The organism is Priestia sp. TSO9 (assembly GCF_021029645.1).
Classification (GTDB): Bacteria; Bacillota; Bacilli; order Bacillales; family Bacillaceae_H; genus Priestia; species Priestia megaterium_E.
This window is the reverse complement of record NZ_JAJEKD010000016.1, coordinates 104,321-121,077: the sequence shown is the minus strand read 5'-3', so window position 1 is coordinate 121,077 and position 16,757 is coordinate 104,321. Positions and strand designations below refer to the sequence as shown.

The window sequence follows — 16,757 nt, the reverse complement described above, 5'->3', positions numbered from 1 at the left end:
CCTCATATAAAAAATACTTTTTACATTCAAGGAGGAAATACCCATGTCAGTAAAAATTGGTATTAACGGATTTGGTCGTATCGGCCGTAATGTATTCCGCGCAGCTTTAAAAAATGATAACGTTGAAGTAGTAGCAATCAACGACTTAACAGATGCTAACATGCTTGCTCACCTTTTAAAATATGATTCTGTACACGGAAAATTAGATGCAGAAGTAGTAGTAGATGGTAGCAACTTAGTAGTAAACGGTAAAACAATCGAAATCTCTGCTGAACGTGACCCAGCTCAATTATCTTGGGGCAAACAAGGCGTAGAAATCGTTGTTGAATCTACTGGATTCTTCACAAAACGCGCTGACGCTGCGAAACACTTAGAAGCAGGAGCTAAAAAAGTAATCATCTCTGCTCCAGCATCTGACGAAGATATCACAATCGTAATGGGTGTTAACGAAGACAAATACGATGCGGCTAACCACAACGTAATTTCAAACGCTTCTTGTACAACTAACTGCTTAGCGCCATTTGCTAAAGTGTTAAATGACAAGTTCGGTCTTAAACGCGGAATGATGACAACAGTTCACTCTTACACAAACGACCAACAAATCTTAGACTTACCACACAAAGATTACCGTCGTGCTCGTGCAGCTGCTGAAAACATCATCCCAACTTCAACTGGTGCTGCTAAAGCTGTATCTCTAGTATTACCTGAATTAAAAGGTAAATTAAACGGTGGAGCTATGCGTGTTCCAACTCCAAACGTTTCTTTAGTAGACTTAGTTGCTGAACTTGACAAAGAAGTAACTGTTGAAGATGTAAACAACGCTCTTAAAGAAGCTGCTGAAGGCGATCTTAAAGGCATCCTTGGTTACAGCGAAGAGCCACTAGTATCTGGTGACTACAATGGTAACATCAACTCTTCTACAATCGATGCATTATCTACAATGGTAATGGAAGGTAACATGGTTAAAGTTATCTCTTGGTACGATAACGAGAGCGGATATTCTAACCGTGTAGTAGACCTTGCTCAATACATCGCTGCTAAAGGACTATAAGAATAACTTAAAATTCGCTTCTATTTTATTCAATAAGACAGAAATCGACTAGACTTTCCTTTTTTATTGGATATCTGAAAATAGAACGACTATAATAAGACTTGCTAAGGAAGAGAGGGGCATACCCCCTCTTCCTTGATTTATGTATTGGCTTCTACATGAAAAAGCGTCATAAGCAGCTAACTGGAGTTTCACTTTATATAGAAAGGCGCCAATATATAAAATGAAATCTACGGTGGCTTGTGGATTGATGATTACATAGAAGCCTACTTGCTTAGTACCATAAATACTTAAGGAGGCCTTTTAACGATGAACAAAAAAACGTTGAAAGACATCGATGTAAAAGGAAAGCGAGTATTTTGTCGCGTAGACTTTAACGTACCAATGAAAGACGGAAAAGTAACAGACGAAACTCGTATTCGTGCAGCTATTCCTACTATTCAATATTTAGTAGAACAAGGTGCAAAAGTAATTTTAGCTAGCCATCTTGGACGTCCAAAAGGCGAAGTTGTTGAAGAGTTACGTCTAAATGCTGTTGCAGAACGTTTACAAGCTCTTCTTGGTAAAGACGTTGCAAAAGCTGACGAAGCTTTTGGCGAAGAAGTAAAGAAAACAATCGACGGCATGAGCGAAGGCGATGTTTTAGTACTTGAAAACGTACGTTTTTACCCAGGTGAAGAGAAAAACGATCCTGAATTAGCAAAAGCATTTGCTGAATTAGCAGACGTGTACGTAAACGATGCATTCGGTGCAGCTCACCGTGCGCATGCTTCAACAGAAGGAATTGCACAACATATTCCAGCAGTAGCAGGTTTCTTAATGGAAAAAGAGCTTGATGTGCTTTCAAAAGCATTATCAAACCCAGAACGTCCATTTACTGCAATCGTTGGTGGAGCAAAAGTTAAAGACAAAATCGGTGTAATTGACCACTTGCTTGATAAAGTAGATAACTTAATCATCGGTGGAGGACTTTCTTACACATTTATTAAGGCACTAGGCCATGAAGTAGGTAAATCACTTCTTGAAGAAGACAAGATTGAACTTGCAAAATCTTTCATGGAAAAAGCTAAGAAAAACGGAGTAAACTTCTACATGCCAGTGGACGTGGTAGTAGCAGATGACTTCTCAAATGATGCTAATATTCAAGTTGTATCAATTGAAGATATTCCAAGCGATTGGGAAGGCTTAGACGCAGGACCGAAAACGCGTGAAATCTATGCTGACGTAATCAAAAACTCTAAGTTAGTTATTTGGAATGGACCAATGGGTGTATTTGAATTAGACGCATTTGCTAACGGAACAAAAGCAGTAGCAGAAGCTTTAGCAGAAGCAACTGACACATATTCAGTAATCGGCGGAGGAGACTCTGCAGCAGCTGTTGAAAAATTCAACTTAGCTGATAAAATGAGCCATATTTCTACAGGTGGCGGTGCGTCACTAGAGTTTATGGAAGGTAAAGAACTTCCAGGCGTAGTTGCATTAAACGATAAGTAAGTTTATGTTTCAGTAAGACGGAGGACCGACCTGACGACTGATAATATAAAAAATTATCAAGCAGCGAAGATGGATGACCAAGAGATAAAAGGGACCGAATCACTTTTAACAGCACCCTCTTGGACATCTGACGCGTGAAGGGAAAACCCACAATAAACAAAGGACGGTGTTATACATGCGTAAACCAATTATTGCAGGAAACTGGAAAATGAACAAAGTACTTTCTGAAGCAACTAGCTTTGTTGAAGAAGTAAAAGGAGCAGTACCATCTCCTGAAAGCGTAGAATCAGTAGTATGTGCACCTGCACTATTTTTAGATCGTTTAGTAGAAGCGACTAAAGGCACAGACTTAAAAATTGGTGCACAAAACATGCACTTTGAAGAAAACGGTGCGTTCACTGGAGAAGTGAGCCCTGTTGCTTTAGCAGACTTAGGTGTGAACTATGTCATTTTAGGACACTCTGAGCGTCGTGAAATGTTTGCTGAAACGGACGAAACAGTAAACCAAAAAACAATTGCTGCATTCAAACACGGTTTAACACCAATCGTTTGCTGCGGTGAAACAAACGAAGAGTACGAACAAGATCAAACAAAAACAGTTGTAGCTAATCAAGTACAAAAAGCATTAGCTGGTCTAACTGATGAGCAAGTAAAACAAACGGTTATCGCATATGAGCCAATCTGGGCAATCGGTACAGGTAAATCTTCAACTGCTGAAGGTGCAAACGAAGTTTGTGCATACATCCGTAGCGTTGTTGCAGAACAATTCTCTCAAGATGTTGCAGATGCTGTACGTATTCAATACGGCGGTAGCGTAAAACCTGCTAATATCAAAGAATATATGTCTCAATCAGACATTGACGGAGCTTTAGTAGGTGGAGCAAGCTTAGAAGCAGATTCTTTCTTACAGCTTTTGGAGGCTGGTAAGTAATGAGTAAAAAGCCAGTAGCATTAATCATCTTAGATGGTTTTGCATTACGCGATGAAGATAAAGGTAATGCGGTAACACATGCAAAAAAACCAAACTTCGACCGTTTCTGGAACGAGTATCCTCATGCTACACTTCAGGCGTCTGGAGAAGCTGTAGGCTTACCAGAAGGCCAAATGGGTAACTCTGAAGTAGGTCACTTAAACATCGGCGCAGGCCGAATTGTGTACCAAAGCTTAACTCGTGTAAACGTAGCAATTCGTGAAGGCGAGTTTGAACAAAACGAAACGCTTCTAGCAGCTGTAAAGCACGCAAAAGAAAAGGGCACAAACCTTCATCTTTTCGGGCTTTTATCTGATGGCGGTGTACACAGTCATATCGAACATCTATATGCATTATTGCGTCTAGCTAAGAGTGAAGGCTTAGAAAAAGTCTACATTCATGGCTTCTTAGATGGTCGTGACGTAGCACCTCAATCTGCTGAAACGTATTTAAAAGAACTTAATGAAAAAATTGAAGAGTACGGCGTTGGTGAAATTGCAACACTTTCAGGACGTTACTACTCAATGGACCGCGACAAACGCTGGGAGCGCGTAGAGAAATCATACCGCGCAATGGTGTACGGCGAAGGTCCATCATATACAAGCGCTGAAGAGTGCGTAAAAGATTCGTATGAAAATGGAATCTATGACGAATTCGTTTTACCTTCTGTTATTACAAAAGAAGACGGATCGCCAGTTGCGACAATTCAAGACGAAGATGCAGTTATTTTCTACAACTTCCGTCCAGATCGCGCAATTCAAATTTCAAATACGTTCGCAAACGAAGATTTCCGTTCATTTGATCGCGGTGAAAAACATCCGAAAAACTTACATTTTGTATGTTTAACTCACTTTAGCGAAACAGTTGACGGATATGTAGCCTTTAAGCCAAATAACTTAGATAACACGCTTGGTGAAGTATTATCTCAAAATAACTTAAAGCAGCTTCGTATTGCCGAGACAGAAAAATATCCTCACGTAACGTTCTTTATGAGCGGTGGACGTGAAGCAGAGTTTCCTGGTGAAACACGTATCTTAATCGATTCACCAAAAGTAGCAACATATGACTTGAAACCTGAGATGAGTGCTTATGAAGTGACGGACGCGTTGCTTGCAGAAATCGAAGGCGATAAGCAAGACGCTATTTTATTAAACTTTGCAAATCCTGATATGGTAGGCCATTCAGGTATGTTAGAACCAACGGTAAAAGCGATTGAAACAGTAGATGAGTGCTTAGGCAAAATCGTAGATGCAATTTTAGCTAAAGGCGGTACAGCAATCATCACAGCAGACCATGGTAATGCTGATGAAGTGATTACGCTTGAAGGTAATCCAATGACGGCTCATACAACGAATCCTGTTCCAGTAATCGTAACCAAACAAGGCTTAGAGCTTCGTGAAGACGGTATTCTAGGAGATCTAGCTCCTACAATGCTTACTCTTCTAGAGGTAGCACAGCCAAAAGAAATGACAGGTAAAACATTAATTAAATAATTAATTATAAAGGAGAGTTTTAAAATGCCAGCAATTCTTGACATTTATGCACGCGAAGTATTAGATTCTCGCGGTAACCCAACAGTTGAAGTTGAAGTATATACTGAATCAGGCGCTTTCGGACGCGCTTTAGTACCAAGTGGTGCTTCTACTGGTGAATACGAAGCAGTAGAATTACGCGATGGTGACAAATCTCGCTACCTAGGTAAAGGTGTATTAAAAGCAGTAGAAAACGTAAACGAAATTATCGCTCCTGAATTAGTAGGTATGGACGTAACTGATCAAATCGGTATCGACCGCCTTATGATCGAGTTAGACGGTACTGAAAACAAAGGTAAATTAGGTGCCAACGCTATTCTTGGTGTATCTATGGCAGTAGCTCACGCAGCAGCTGATTTCGTAGGTCTTCCATTATACCGTTACCTTGGTGGATTCAACGCTAAGCAATTACCAACTCCAATGATGAACATCATCAACGGTGGTTCTCATGCTGATAACAACGTTGACTTCCAAGAATTCATGATCTTACCTGTAGGAGCTCCTACATTCAAAGAAGCAATCCGTATGGGTGCTGAAGTATTCCACGCGTTAAAATCTGTTTTAGCTGCTAAAGGCTTAAACACAGCTGTAGGTGACGAAGGTGGTTTCGCTCCTAACTTAGGTTCTAACCGTGAAGCATTAGAAGTAATCGTAGAAGCAATCACAAAAGCTGGTTACGAAGCTGGTAAAGACATCCAATTAGGTATGGACGTAGCTTCTTCTGAGTTCTTCAACAAAGAAACTGGTAAATATGATTTAGCAGGCGAAGGCCGTACAGGCGTAACTTCTGCTGAAATGGTAGATTTCTACGAGCAGTTAGTTAACGAATTCCCAATCGTTTCAATCGAAGACGGTTTAGACGAAAATGACTGGGATGGTCACAAGCTATTAACTGAGCGCATTGGCGGAAAAGTACAGCTTGTTGGTGACGATCTATTCGTAACAAACACGAAAAAACTTGCTCAAGGTATCGAACAAGGCGTAGGTAACTCTATCCTTATCAAAGTTAACCAAATCGGTACATTAACTGAAACGTTCGAAGCTATCGAAATGGCTAAACGTGCTGGTTACACAGCAGTAGTTTCTCACCGTTCTGGTGAAACTGAAGATGCAACAATCGCTGATATCGCTGTTGCAACAAACGCTGGTCAAATCAAAACTGGTTCTATGAGCCGTACAGATCGTATTGCGAAATACAACCAATTACTACGCATCGAAGACGAGCTAGGTGTTTTAGCTGTATACGATGGCGCTAAATCTTTCTACAACTTAAAAAAATAAGTTGAAAGTATAAAAAACGGATGACGATTGTCATCCGTTTTTTTACGTTAAAATCCGGTGTATTTCACTGCCATTACTTGTATGAGAGGGTTTTTTATGATAAATTAACCTTAGCGTAGTGCGCGTACTTTATCCCCGGTAATGCCAATCAGAAGGGATGAAGAAACCCCGCTGATTGACTATTACTTGGTGTAGGAGGTGTGTCTTAGTGCATACATTGCTGATTACTTTGCTAGTGATTGTTTCAATTGCTTTGATTGTTGTGGTCGTTTTACAATCAAGTAAAACTACTGGATTATCTGGAGCTATTTCCGGTGGAGCTGAAACGTTATTTGGGAAACAAAAAGCACGTGGAATTGACTTAGTTTTACACCGTTTGACAGTAGTGTTATCTATCTTATTCTTTGTGTTAACACTTGCTGTATCTTATTTCAAACTTTAATATGTTACTGGATAGACTGCCACCTAATGCATATGTACTTGGTGTATACCAACTTATGTATTAGGTGGTTTTTTAATGGGCGTGTTGAATACTTTAATTTCATTTTTAAGTAATGATATAATATACCTTTAGAAAAAAGTACTAAATATAGTATAAAAGCGTAAAAGTGGACGGCCACATCTCTTGTTATGTGATGACCGTCACATAAATACATGTTTTTTTCTATTAGGACTGCAGATATTATAACTAAAAGGAGTTAAATGATATATGAAAATTGCACAACCAAAGCCATTTACATTTGAAGGCGGCGAAAAAGCTGTTTTATTACTTCATGGTTTTACCGGAAATTCTGCTGACGTTCGTATGTTAGGTCGTTTTTTAGAGAAAAAAGGATACACATGCCACGCACCTCATTACAAAGGACATGGCGTAGCCCCTGAAGAACTTGTTCATACTGGTCCAAAAGATTGGTGGAAAGATGTCATGGACGGCTATGAGTTTTTGAAAAGCAAAGGTCATGAAAGTATTGCCGCTGTAGGTCTTTCACTAGGTGGCGTATTTTCACTGAAATTAGGTTACACTGTACCTATAAAGGGTATTGTGCCTATGTGCGCCCCTATGTATATAAAGAGTGAAGAAGTCATGTATGAAGGTGTTTTAGCGTATGCACGCGAATATAAAAAGCGTGAAGGTAAATCGTCTGAACAGATTGAACAAGAAATGGAAGAGTTCAAGCAAACACCAATGAACACATTAAAGTCTTTACAGGAATTAATCGCTGAAGTGCGAAATTCAGTTGATATGATTTATGCACCGACATTTGTTGTACAAGGTCGTCATGATCATATGATTAATACAGACAGCGCCAATATTATTTATAATAGCGTCGAGTCTCCTACAAAAGATATAAAATGGTACGAAGAATCTGGTCATACCATTACCTTTGATAAAGAGCGTGATCAGCTTCACGAGGATGTATATGCATTTTTGGAATCACTTGATTGGTGATAGAGATAATACGAATAAAGAAAAAGGAGGGACATGATGTGAAAGAAGAAAATCAGCCCTATATAAATGAAATATTGGATTTTATGAAAAGGGATAATTACAAACCTTTGACTGTCCAAGAGCTTGCAAAAGAATTTAATACTGAGGATGCAGAGTCATTCAAAGAGTTTGTGAAGGCACTTGTTATTATGGAAGAGAAGGGTTTAATTATCCGAGCAAGAAACGATCGCTACGGGCTGCCGGAACAAATGAATTTTGTCAAAGGGAAAGTAAGCGGACATGCAAAAGGGTTTGCGTTCGTAGTTCCTGAAGAAAAAGATGCGGGTGATGTATTTATTCCCCCTACTGAAACAAACAATGCTATGCACGGAGATATTGTGCTTGCAAGAGTGTCATCAGAATCATCAGGTGCTCGTCGTGAAGGAACCATTGTAAAAATCTTAGAACGAGGTACCCAGCAAATTGTAGGTACGTATACGCAAAGCAAAAATTTTGGCTTTGTGATTGCGGATGACAAAAAAATTGCAGGTGATATCTTTATTCCCAAAGCAGCAAGAAACGGTGCAGTTGAAGGCCATAAAGTAGTAGTAGAACTGACAACCTATCCGGAAGGCCGCATGAACGCAGAAGGAAAAGTGGTTCAAATTCTTGGACATAAAAACGATCCGGGTATTGATATCATTTCTGTTATCCATAAGCACGGTCTTCCTCAAGAATTTCCTGCTGATGCTTTAACACAAGCAATTGATACACCTGAAACGATTGACGAAAAAGATATCGGCAACCGCCGCGATCTTCGTGATCAAGTTATTGTAACCATTGACGGAGCAGATGCAAAAGATTTGGATGACGCCGTAACGGTTACAGAGCTTGAAAATGGAAACTACAAATTAGGCGTCCATATTGCAGATGTAAGTCACTACGTTAAAGAAGGTTCTCCGATTGATGTAGAAGCAGCAGAGCGCGGAACAAGCGTCTATTTAGTAGACCGAGTTATTCCGATGATTCCTCACCGTTTATCTAATGGAATTTGCTCATTAAATCCAAAAGTTAACCGTTTTACGCTTTCTTGTGAGATGGAAATCGATCCACAGGGTGAAGTAGTAAAACATGAGATTTTTGAAAGTGTCATCAAAACGACAGAACGAATGACGTATTCAGACGTTAACAAAATCTTAGTGGATAAAGACGAAGAAGTGTTAGAACGCTACGAGCCAATCGTTCCGATGTTTGAGCGTATGGAAAAGCTGGCAGCTATTCTTCGTAAAAAAAGAATGGATCGCGGTGCCATTGATTTTGATTTCAAAGAAGCAAAAGTATTAGTAGACGATGATGGCCATCCCCACGATGTTATTTTGCGTGAACGTTCGGTTGCTGAAAAGCTAATCGAAGAATTTATGCTAGCGGCGAATGAAACAGTAGCAGAACATTTTCACTGGATGAACGTACCGTTCATTTATCGTATTCATGAAGATCCAGATGCAGAGAAGCTTACTCGTTTCTTAGAGTTCATTACAAACTTTGGTTACACGGTGAAAGGAACAGGAAACGATATTCATCCGCGTGCGCTACAGGATATTTTAGAAGAAGTAAAAGGTACGCCTGAAGAGATGGTTATTTCAACTGTTATGCTTCGTTCGATGAAACAAGCGAAATATGAAGCAGAAAGTTTAGGCCACTTTGGTTTATCAGCTGAGTTCTATACGCATTTTACGTCTCCAATCCGTCGTTATCCGGATTTAATCGTTCATCGTCTCATTCGCACGTATTTAATTGAAGGAAAAACAGATCAGCAAACGCAAGAAAAATGGCGCGAGCTTCTGCCTGATGTTGCTGAGCATTCTTCTAATATGGAACGTCGTTCAGTTGACGCTGAGCGAGAAACGGACGATATGAAAAAAGCTGAGTTTATGGCTGATAAAGTTGGGGAAGTATTTAATGGTATTATTAGCTCTGTTACTAACTTCGGAATGTTCGTGGAGCTAGAAAATACGATTGAAGGTTTAGTTCACGTCAGTGACTTAACAGATGACTATTATCGTTACGACGAGCGTCACTATGCGATGATTGGAGAGAAAACGGGTAATGTCTTCCGAATTGGAGACGAAATTGAAGTGAAAGTTGCCGATGTGAATAAAGACGAGCGTTCAGTTGATTTTATTATTGTAGGAATGAAAGAAAGTCGCAAACGCTTATCTAAAGACCGTCCTAAAGTGATTAAAGCAAAACAAAAGTCACGCAAAGATGATAAAGGAAAAGGTCGCGAGGGCAGCCGAAGCAAAAATGAAGAGTGGTCTACTCAAAAGCCAAAGAAGAAAAAGAAAAAGAGATTCTTCGAGGGTGCCCCAAACGTTAAGCGCAAAAAGAAAAAGCGCAAATAATCGAAATCGACAGCAGTGAAGCAGAAGGGTATTCCTTCTGCTTCAAAACAGCTCCATTAAACGTTTTAGTTGTTGTTTAGATTTCCATACAGTAAAATGATACATAATATCATACATATACGTAAGTACGGCTGAAGGGAAGGAACGTTTTATGCCAAAAGGTGAAGGGAAATTAATTGCACAAAACAAAAAAGCCCGCCACGACTTTTTTATTGAAGAAACATATGAGACGGGTATTGTTCTACAAGGAACGGAAATAAAATCAATTCGTAATGGGCGTGTAAATTTAAAGGACTCTTTTGCTCGTGTGCAAAACGGAGAAGTATTTCTACACAATATGCACGTTAGTCCTTACGAACAAGGAAATCGATACAATCATGAGCCGTTGCGTACACGAAAGTTATTGCTGCATAAGCGTGAAATCAGCAAGCTAATTGGCTATTCAAAAGAAACGGGTTATTCATTAGTTCCTTTAAAAGTGTATTTAAAAAATGGATACGCAAAGGTTTTACTAGGGCTTGGTAAGGGTAAAAAGAAATATGACAAGCGTGAAGACTTGAAGCGAAAAGAAGCGAAGCGCGATATCGAACGAGCATTTCGTGATCGTCAAAAGATGTAACATTACAAAATCTTACAATTGCAAAATGCTCATTTTGTGATATAATAAGTATTGTTATCAGTTAGATTTCATTTTGCACACTGAAGTCGCTATCTGATGTAAGATTTTTTCTTACACATTCCGACTCCCTTTTATATGGGGACGTTACGGATTCGACAGGGGTAGTTCGAGCTTAGGTTGCGAGTCGAGGAGATGGCCTCGTTAAAACATCAACGCCAATAATAACTGGCAAATCTAACAATAACTTCGCTTTAGCTGCATAATAGTAGCTTAGCGGTTCCTCCCTCCATCGCCCATGTGGTAGGGTAAGGGACTCACTTTAAGTGGGCTACGCCGGAGTTCGCCGTCTGAGGACGAAGGAAGAGAATAATCAGACTAGCGACTGGGACGCCTGTTGGTAGGCAGAACAGCTCGCGAATGATTAATATGCCAACTACACTCGTAGACGCTTAAGTGGCGATATTTCTGGACGTGGGTTCGACTCCCACCGTCTCCACCAATACATATTGTATGGTGGTTTACCTTACTTATAACAGGAGTTAATCAAATGTATGTTCTGCATTTGATTAGCTCCTTTTTAATTTATGATGTATGTAAAAAGGATGTCTCTTACACAAAGAGACATCCTTTTACTTTTGTTTAAGCTGAACAAAAAGCAGCATAAGAAAGGAAAGAAAGACGATTGAAATAACCCATAGCCAAGCGAGATTCATGTTTCCAGAGTCAATCGCTACGTAGATAGCGGTAGGAACAGTTTGTGTTTCACCTGGAATATTACCAGCAAACATCAAAGTGGCTCCAAACTCTCCGAGTGCTCTTGCCAGACTTAGCACTCCTCCTGTTACGATGGCTTTAGAAGCTAAAGGGATGGAAATAAAGAAAAAGACTGTCCATTCGCTTGCACCATCTACTCGAGCTGCGTCTTCAATTTCGTAATCTACGCCTTGAAAGCCTGTTTTGGCAGATTGATACATAAGCGGAAACGCAACGACAACGGATGCAATAACAGCCGCCCACCATGTGAAAATAACAGGTTGTTGAAAGACCCATTCAATTGCCCGGCCGAGCAGGCTCTGTTTCCCGAATATGACAATCAATAAAAATCCAACAACGGACGGAGGGAGCACCAACGGGAGCATTAACGCCGTTTCAATCATCACTTTTCCCTTAAAGTGTTTCCTGGATAACAGTTTTCCTATAACAGTGCCTAAAATAATAACGACAAATCCTGCTACTAATGCAATTTTAAGCGATAGCTGAAGAGGAGATAAAAATTCTTGAATCATAGCGGCCTCAATTTGCAGTGAAACCGTATTTCTTTAAAGTGTCAAGAGCCGTCTTACTTTGTAAAAATTGATAAAAAGCTTTTGCTTCTTGTGGATGTTTCGAATCCTTAATAACGCCTAAAGGATATACAATTGGTTTGTGAGTGCTATTCTCTGCAGTAGCGACAATCTTCACCTTTTTTGAAATCAAGGCATCGGTTTTATAAACCACCCCAGCTTCAACGTTTCCTGTCTCCACATAGGAAAGTACCTGGCGTACGTCTTTCGCATAGACGGTTTTTGGCTCAATGTTTTTCCAGAGGTTCATGTGCTCAAAAGTCTCTTTCGCATACTGTCCGGCAGGAACGGATTCTGGTATTCCAAGTGCAATTTTTTGAACAGTCGGCTTTGATAGATCTTCAAAATTTGTGATAGCAGACGTATTATTCTTTGGCACGATAAGCACAAGGTCATTGCCAACCAAGTCAGTACCATTTTTCTTGGAGATAGCTCCTGCTTTTACTAGTGCATCAAACTTGTCTTCCGCGGCTGAAAAAAATAAATCAACAGGTGCGCCGTTTGTAATTTGCTGCTGCAGCGACCCTGAAGCTCCAAAATTAAATTTTAAGTCTATATTTGGATGCTTTTTTTCATATTGCTTTTGAATATCAGTGAGCGCATCTTTTAAGCTGGCCGCAGCGGATATCGTTAAGCTGATGTTTTTGTGCTGAGCTGCGGATTGATCTGTATTTGTTTCGTTCGAACAAGCAGCAGTAAACATAATTAAAAATAATAGTGCGAATAAAGGTTTAAAGTATTGTTGCATCGTGTCACCTCAATTAGTTGTAGTAAAGCAATTTAGTATAACTATATCACGTTCATTTAAAATTTGACTTCCTAAAAAGAAAACAGCGACTTGAAAGGGGAAAACTTTCAAGTCGCTGCTTCATTTATTCTTCCAACGCTTTGCCCATTCCTTTTAAAAAGTGAAGCCCAAATCCAATTGCACGATTGACATCTGGATCGTTTAGCGCTTTTATAAGAGCTAATGCACTTACTTTTTTTCCTGTTTTTACATATTCATTCGCTTCGTTCATACCAGCCGTTGCGCTATTTACAAGTTTAGCGGTTACCTCTGGATCTGCCTTCATCAAACCGCTGCTTGCACCCATAAGAGTATTAATTAAATTGGTTACCGGTTCTCTGGAAATTTGATCAAGCGCAATTTTTGAGATTTTTTCTTTTGCTTGAATCATTGAATCAGCAGCTTCAAGAACACCCATGTCGTTAAGTTCGCCAACAATACCGAGAATACGGTTCAACGCTTCTTCATTATCTGCCAGCAGAGAAGTTAAATCTTCTAATTTTTGTTGTTTTTCTTCTTCCTCGCTTAGAAGAGGTTTCTTAATTTCTGTAATAGGTTGTGCCATCTTTTCTCCTCCTATTTACTTGTTAAATGGACGTAGCCAGGACGGTTCCATTTACGCTGAACCTCGACCCCATTTTGAGGATGACGTTTTTTATTACGCGGATTTGTAGACGGTAAAGGCGTTTCGCCACCTTTACTTAATACTTCCATCCGTACTTTTGTTTGTTTGTAAGCCGGCGTATTTGTTCGTTGGTCGACTGCAGGTCCCGTCAAGAAGTTAATAGCCGAATCTTTATGAACAGAGTGCATTGGAAGATACAGTTCATTTGCTTTTACTCGCTCTGTAATTAATGCCTGTACTTTTACTGCTCCAAACGGTGAGATTAATCTGACAAGCGAACCTTCTTTAATTTCACGCTCCTTGGCAAGCTGAGGTGAAATTTCTACAAATACTTCTGGTACTTTTGATTGGATGCCGCTCGATTTATTAGTCATATTCCCTTCGTGAAAATGTTCTAACATTCTTCCATTATTAATGTGTAGATCATATTCTTCTGGGAATTCGGCAGGAAGTACCCAATGTGATAAAGCAAAGCGCGCTTTTTTATCTGGGAAATTAAATCCATCGACGTAAAGTAACGGCGTGCTTTTTCCCTCTAAGCTCCCCCATAAGAAGCTATTCCAGCCTTCAAGGTTTTCGTAGCTGGCTTGGCTGAATAGGGGTGATAGACTAGCCATTTCTGCAAAGATATCACCAGGATGTGTATACGTCCAGTTCGCGCCTAAGCGGTTGGCAATCTCTTGAACAATCCACCAATCAGGCTTTGAATCACCGAGCGTTGGTAATGCTTGATACAATCTTTGGACACGTCGCTCCGTATTGGTAAACGTTCCGTCTTTTTCAAGAGAAGGAACAGCAGGGAGTACAACATCAGCATATTGAGCCGTTCTCGAAAGGAAAATGTCTTGGACGACAAAAAAATCTAAATTTGATAATATTTCGTGTACGTGGTTAGCATTTGAATCAACAAGAGCCATATCTTCTCCGACAAGGTACATGGCCTTCATTTTTCCTTCATCAATTGAATGCAGCATTTGAATATTATCAAGCCCTGGCTTGTCTTTAATTTTTACACCGTATGCTTTTTCAAATTTCGCTCGGGCGACTGAGTCTGTGACGTGCTGATAGCCTGGAAGCCAAGCAGGAAGAGTCCCCATATCACATGCTCCTTGGACGTTATTGTGGCCTCGGAGCGGATAAGCACCTGCTCCAGGGCGTCGATAGTTTCCAGTAGCAAGCAACAGGTTTGAGATAGCTGCTGATGTATCAGAGCCTCCCGTATTTTGCGTTACGCCCATGCCCCACAGCACACAGGTTCCATCGGCGTCTCGAATCATTTCAGCTATTTGAATGAGCGTTGCTGCTGGAATACCCGTGATTTGTTCAGCATATTCAAGCGTGTACTTTTCAAGCAAAGAGTTAAAGTCTTCAAAATAGTTGACGTTTTCTTGGATGAATTTTTCATTGTGCCATCCTTGGTCAATCATGTATTTTGTTACAGCCATTAGCCATACTTGGTCCGTACCTTGCTTTGGACTGATAAAAATGTCAGAGCGTTCAGCCATTTCGTTTTTGCGCAAATCCGCGACGATTAGTTTTTGGTCATGAAGTTTGTGCGCGCGTTTGATACGAGTTGCTAATACAGGGTGACCTTCAGCAGGGTTAGCTCCAACGATGATAACCAGTCCAGCTTTTGCGATGTCTTTTATCGTGCCGGCATCGCCTCCCATTCCCACTGTTCGGAATAATCCATCAGTTGCAGGAGACTGACAGTAGCGAGAGCAGTTGTCTACGTCATTTGTTTCAAACATTTGGCGAGCCAGCTTTTGAATAACATAGTTTTCTTCGTTTGTAATCTTGGAAGAAGAGATAAAACCAACTGATCCATGTCCATACTGCTGATTGATAGAGCTTAACCTGCTTGCTACTAAGTCGAGGGCTTCTTCCCATGACGACTCTACAAATGCGCCATTTTTTCGGATTAAAGGCTTAGTAATACGTTTTTCAGAGTTTACAAAATCCCAGCCGAATTTTCCTTTCACACAGGTTGAAATAGCATTTGCGGGAGCATCAGAGCTAGGCTGAACTTTAAGGATTTCACGGCCTTTTGTCCACACTTCAAATGAACATCCCACTCCACAAAATGTACAGACAGTTTTTGTTTTTTTTGTGCGTGTTTCGCGCATAGCTGCTTCTACTTCTGAAACAGCAAAAATTCCGCTGTATCCAGGTTCTACTTCTTTAACTAAATCAATCATTGGATTTAAAACGTCTTTTGGAAGTCCAGTCATAAATCCAGCTTCTCCAAGCATGGATTTTTCCATTAATGCATTACAAGGGCATACTGTTACACATTGACCGCAGCTCACACAAGAAGATTCATTGATTGCTACACCGTCATCCCAGAGAACGCGGGGGCGTTTCGCTTCCCAGTCGATAGAGAGTGTTTCATTAACTTGAAGATTTTGACAAACCTCTACGCATTGTCCACAAGCAATGCATTGATTAGGGTCATAACGGTAGAAGGGATGAGACATATCGACTTCATTCTCTGAGGCCTTTGGCGTATAGGGGTATTTTTGATGTTCAATCTCCATCATTTCGGCTGTGTTATGTAATTTACAGTTTCCATTGTTATTATCGCAAACGGTGCAGTATAGCAAATGATTCTCTAATAAACGATCCATTGCTTCCGTCTGTGCCGCTTTTGCGGGTGCTGATTGTAATTCAATCTTCATGCCGTTTTCAGCTTTGGTAGAACAAGAACGAACTAACTCGCCATTCATTTCAACAATACATGTGTCACAAGTTTGAATAGGATCCACTTCAGGCACATAGCAAATCTGAGGGTGCTCAATACTTTGCTGATTAATAATTTCGAGTATAGTAGAGCCTGAAGCTGCCTTGTATTCGTTACCATTTATATGAACAGTGATGGTTTCACGACTCATTTGTTTTCCTCCTTTATATAAAAACAAAAAACCACCATGAATACACACGCCTAATCAAATAAGGGAAGTGCAATCATGGTGGAATAGTTTACTAGCAGGTCTTACTAATATGCCAATCCGGCCCATTTATATCGTTAAGAAAAAGTGATAGAGTAATAACAATTCATTATTATTATTCCATCTCGGTTATTTATAATTATATCGCTACGTTTTTAAATGCACAACTTTTTTAAATACCCAACTCTCTTCAAAAGTTTTGCTGCAAAGATTTTAGGCTTTTATTTTTTGAAGTGTTGATTTATGATAAAAAAACTGTAGGAATAAAATGCACAA

13 protein-coding genes and 1 other RNA gene are annotated in these 16,757 nt (G+C 40.0%); 10 read left to right on the top strand and 4 right to left on the bottom strand.

The window, feature by feature from the left end:
- The first annotated feature begins 43 nt into the window (after window positions 1–43).
- The 10 genes from gap to ssrA all read left to right on the top strand — a co-directional run bounded on the left by gap (window position 44) and on the right by ssrA (window position 11,277).
- Complete coding sequence (gene gap / locus LJC66_RS25540; RefSeq protein ID WP_098658961.1) at window positions 44–1,051, top strand: type I glyceraldehyde-3-phosphate dehydrogenase; 1,008 nt, start codon at window positions 44–46, stop codon at window positions 1,049–1,051.
- 309 nt (window positions 1,052–1,360) lie between these two features.
- A complete protein-coding gene (locus LJC66_RS25535; protein WP_013059701.1) occupies window positions 1,361–2,545 on the top strand; it encodes a phosphoglycerate kinase in 1,185 nt (394 codons plus the stop codon).
- A gap of 175 nt (window positions 2,546–2,720) precedes the next feature.
- Window positions 2,721–3,476 carry a triose-phosphate isomerase gene (tpiA, locus tag LJC66_RS25530; protein WP_013059700.1) on the top strand — a complete coding sequence of 252 codons (756 nt, stop codon included), beginning with the start codon at window positions 2,721–2,723 and terminating at the stop codon, window positions 3,474–3,476.
- The gene (gene gpmI, locus LJC66_RS25525; protein WP_195695729.1) at window positions 3,476–5,008 is read left to right on the top strand and encodes a 2,3-bisphosphoglycerate-independent phosphoglycerate mutase; all 1,533 of its coding nucleotides are present in this window, start codon (window positions 3,476–3,478) and stop codon (window positions 5,006–5,008) included. The genes tpiA and gpmI overlap by 1 nt, the downstream gene beginning before the upstream one ends.
- Before the next feature lie 24 nt (window positions 5,009–5,032).
- Window positions 5,033–6,328, top strand: a complete 1,296-nt coding sequence (eno, locus tag LJC66_RS25520) for a phosphopyruvate hydratase (protein WP_195695730.1) — start codon at window positions 5,033–5,035, stop codon at window positions 6,326–6,328.
- A gap of 208 nt (window positions 6,329–6,536) precedes the next feature.
- Window positions 6,537–6,770, top strand: coding sequence for a preprotein translocase subunit SecG (gene secG, locus LJC66_RS25515; protein WP_013059697.1), 234 nt, complete (start codon window positions 6,537–6,539; stop codon window positions 6,768–6,770).
- 267 nt (window positions 6,771–7,037) lie between these two features.
- The gene (locus LJC66_RS25510; RefSeq protein WP_013059696.1) at window positions 7,038–7,778 is read left to right on the top strand and encodes an alpha/beta hydrolase; all 741 of its coding nucleotides are present in this window, start codon (window positions 7,038–7,040) and stop codon (window positions 7,776–7,778) included.
- Window positions 7,779–7,816: 38 nt separating this feature from the next.
- A complete protein-coding gene (gene rnr, locus LJC66_RS25505) occupies window positions 7,817–10,159 on the top strand; it encodes a ribonuclease R (RefSeq protein ID WP_013059695.1) in 2,343 nt (780 codons plus the stop codon).
- Between the two features lie 151 nt (window positions 10,160–10,310).
- Window positions 10,311–10,778: an SsrA-binding protein SmpB gene (gene smpB / locus LJC66_RS25500; RefSeq protein WP_013059694.1), complete on the top strand. Its 468-nt coding sequence runs from the start codon at window positions 10,311–10,313 to the stop codon at window positions 10,776–10,778.
- A 137-nt stretch (window positions 10,779–10,915) separates the two neighbouring features.
- Window positions 10,916–11,277, top strand: a transfer-messenger RNA (tmRNA) gene (gene ssrA / locus LJC66_RS25495).
- Between the two features lie 130 nt (window positions 11,278–11,407).
- Here the strand turns inward: ssrA and modB are convergent.
- From modB to fdhF, 4 genes are all read right to left on the bottom strand, one after another.
- Window positions 11,408–12,064: a molybdate ABC transporter permease subunit gene (modB, locus tag LJC66_RS25490; RefSeq protein ID WP_195695731.1), complete on the bottom strand. Its 657-nt coding sequence runs from the start codon at window positions 12,062–12,064 to the stop codon at window positions 11,408–11,410.
- A 7-nt stretch (window positions 12,065–12,071) separates the two neighbouring features.
- Window positions 12,072–12,869, bottom strand: coding sequence for a molybdate ABC transporter substrate-binding protein (modA, locus tag LJC66_RS25485; protein WP_230933780.1), 798 nt, complete (start codon window positions 12,867–12,869; stop codon window positions 12,072–12,074).
- Window positions 12,870–12,993: 124 nt separating this feature from the next.
- Window positions 12,994–13,473, bottom strand: coding sequence for a helical membrane plugin domain-containing protein (locus LJC66_RS25480; RefSeq protein ID WP_230933779.1), 480 nt, complete (start codon window positions 13,471–13,473; stop codon window positions 12,994–12,996).
- A gap of 11 nt (window positions 13,474–13,484) precedes the next feature.
- Window positions 13,485–16,424, bottom strand: coding sequence for a formate dehydrogenase subunit alpha (gene fdhF, locus LJC66_RS25475; RefSeq protein ID WP_230933778.1), 2,940 nt, complete (start codon window positions 16,422–16,424; stop codon window positions 13,485–13,487).
- Between the last annotated feature and the right edge of the window lie 333 nt (window positions 16,425–16,757).

Excerpts from the sequence above, each read along its gene's own strand:
- eno (WP_195695730.1), top strand. The coding sequence starts at position 5,033 with ATGCCAGCAATTCTTGACATTTATGCACGCGAAGTATTAGATTCTCGC.
- tpiA (WP_013059700.1), top strand. The coding sequence starts at position 2,721 with ATGCGTAAACCAATTATTGCAGGAAACTGGAAAATGAACAAAGTACTT.
- gpmI (WP_195695729.1), top strand. The coding sequence starts at position 3,476 with ATGAGTAAAAAGCCAGTAGCATTAATCATCTTAGATGGTTTTGCATTA.
- gap (WP_098658961.1), top strand. The coding sequence starts at position 44 with ATGTCAGTAAAAATTGGTATTAACGGATTTGGTCGTATCGGCCGTAAT.
- LJC66_RS25535 (WP_013059701.1), top strand. The coding sequence starts at position 1,361 with ATGAACAAAAAAACGTTGAAAGACATCGATGTAAAAGGAAAGCGAGTA.
- modB (WP_195695731.1), bottom strand. The coding sequence starts at position 12,064 with ATGATTCAAGAATTTTTATCTCCTCTTCAGCTATCGCTTAAAATTGCA.
- LJC66_RS25480 (WP_230933779.1), bottom strand. The coding sequence starts at position 13,473 with ATGGCACAACCTATTACAGAAATTAAGAAACCTCTTCTAAGCGAGGAA.
- smpB (WP_013059694.1), top strand. The coding sequence starts at position 10,311 with ATGCCAAAAGGTGAAGGGAAATTAATTGCACAAAACAAAAAAGCCCGC.
- fdhF (WP_230933778.1), bottom strand. The coding sequence starts at position 16,424 with ATGAGTCGTGAAACCATCACTGTTCATATAAATGGTAACGAATACAAG.
- modA (WP_230933780.1), bottom strand. The coding sequence starts at position 12,869 with ATGCAACAATACTTTAAACCTTTATTCGCACTATTATTTTTAATTATG.
- LJC66_RS25510 (WP_013059696.1), top strand. The coding sequence starts at position 7,038 with ATGAAAATTGCACAACCAAAGCCATTTACATTTGAAGGCGGCGAAAAA.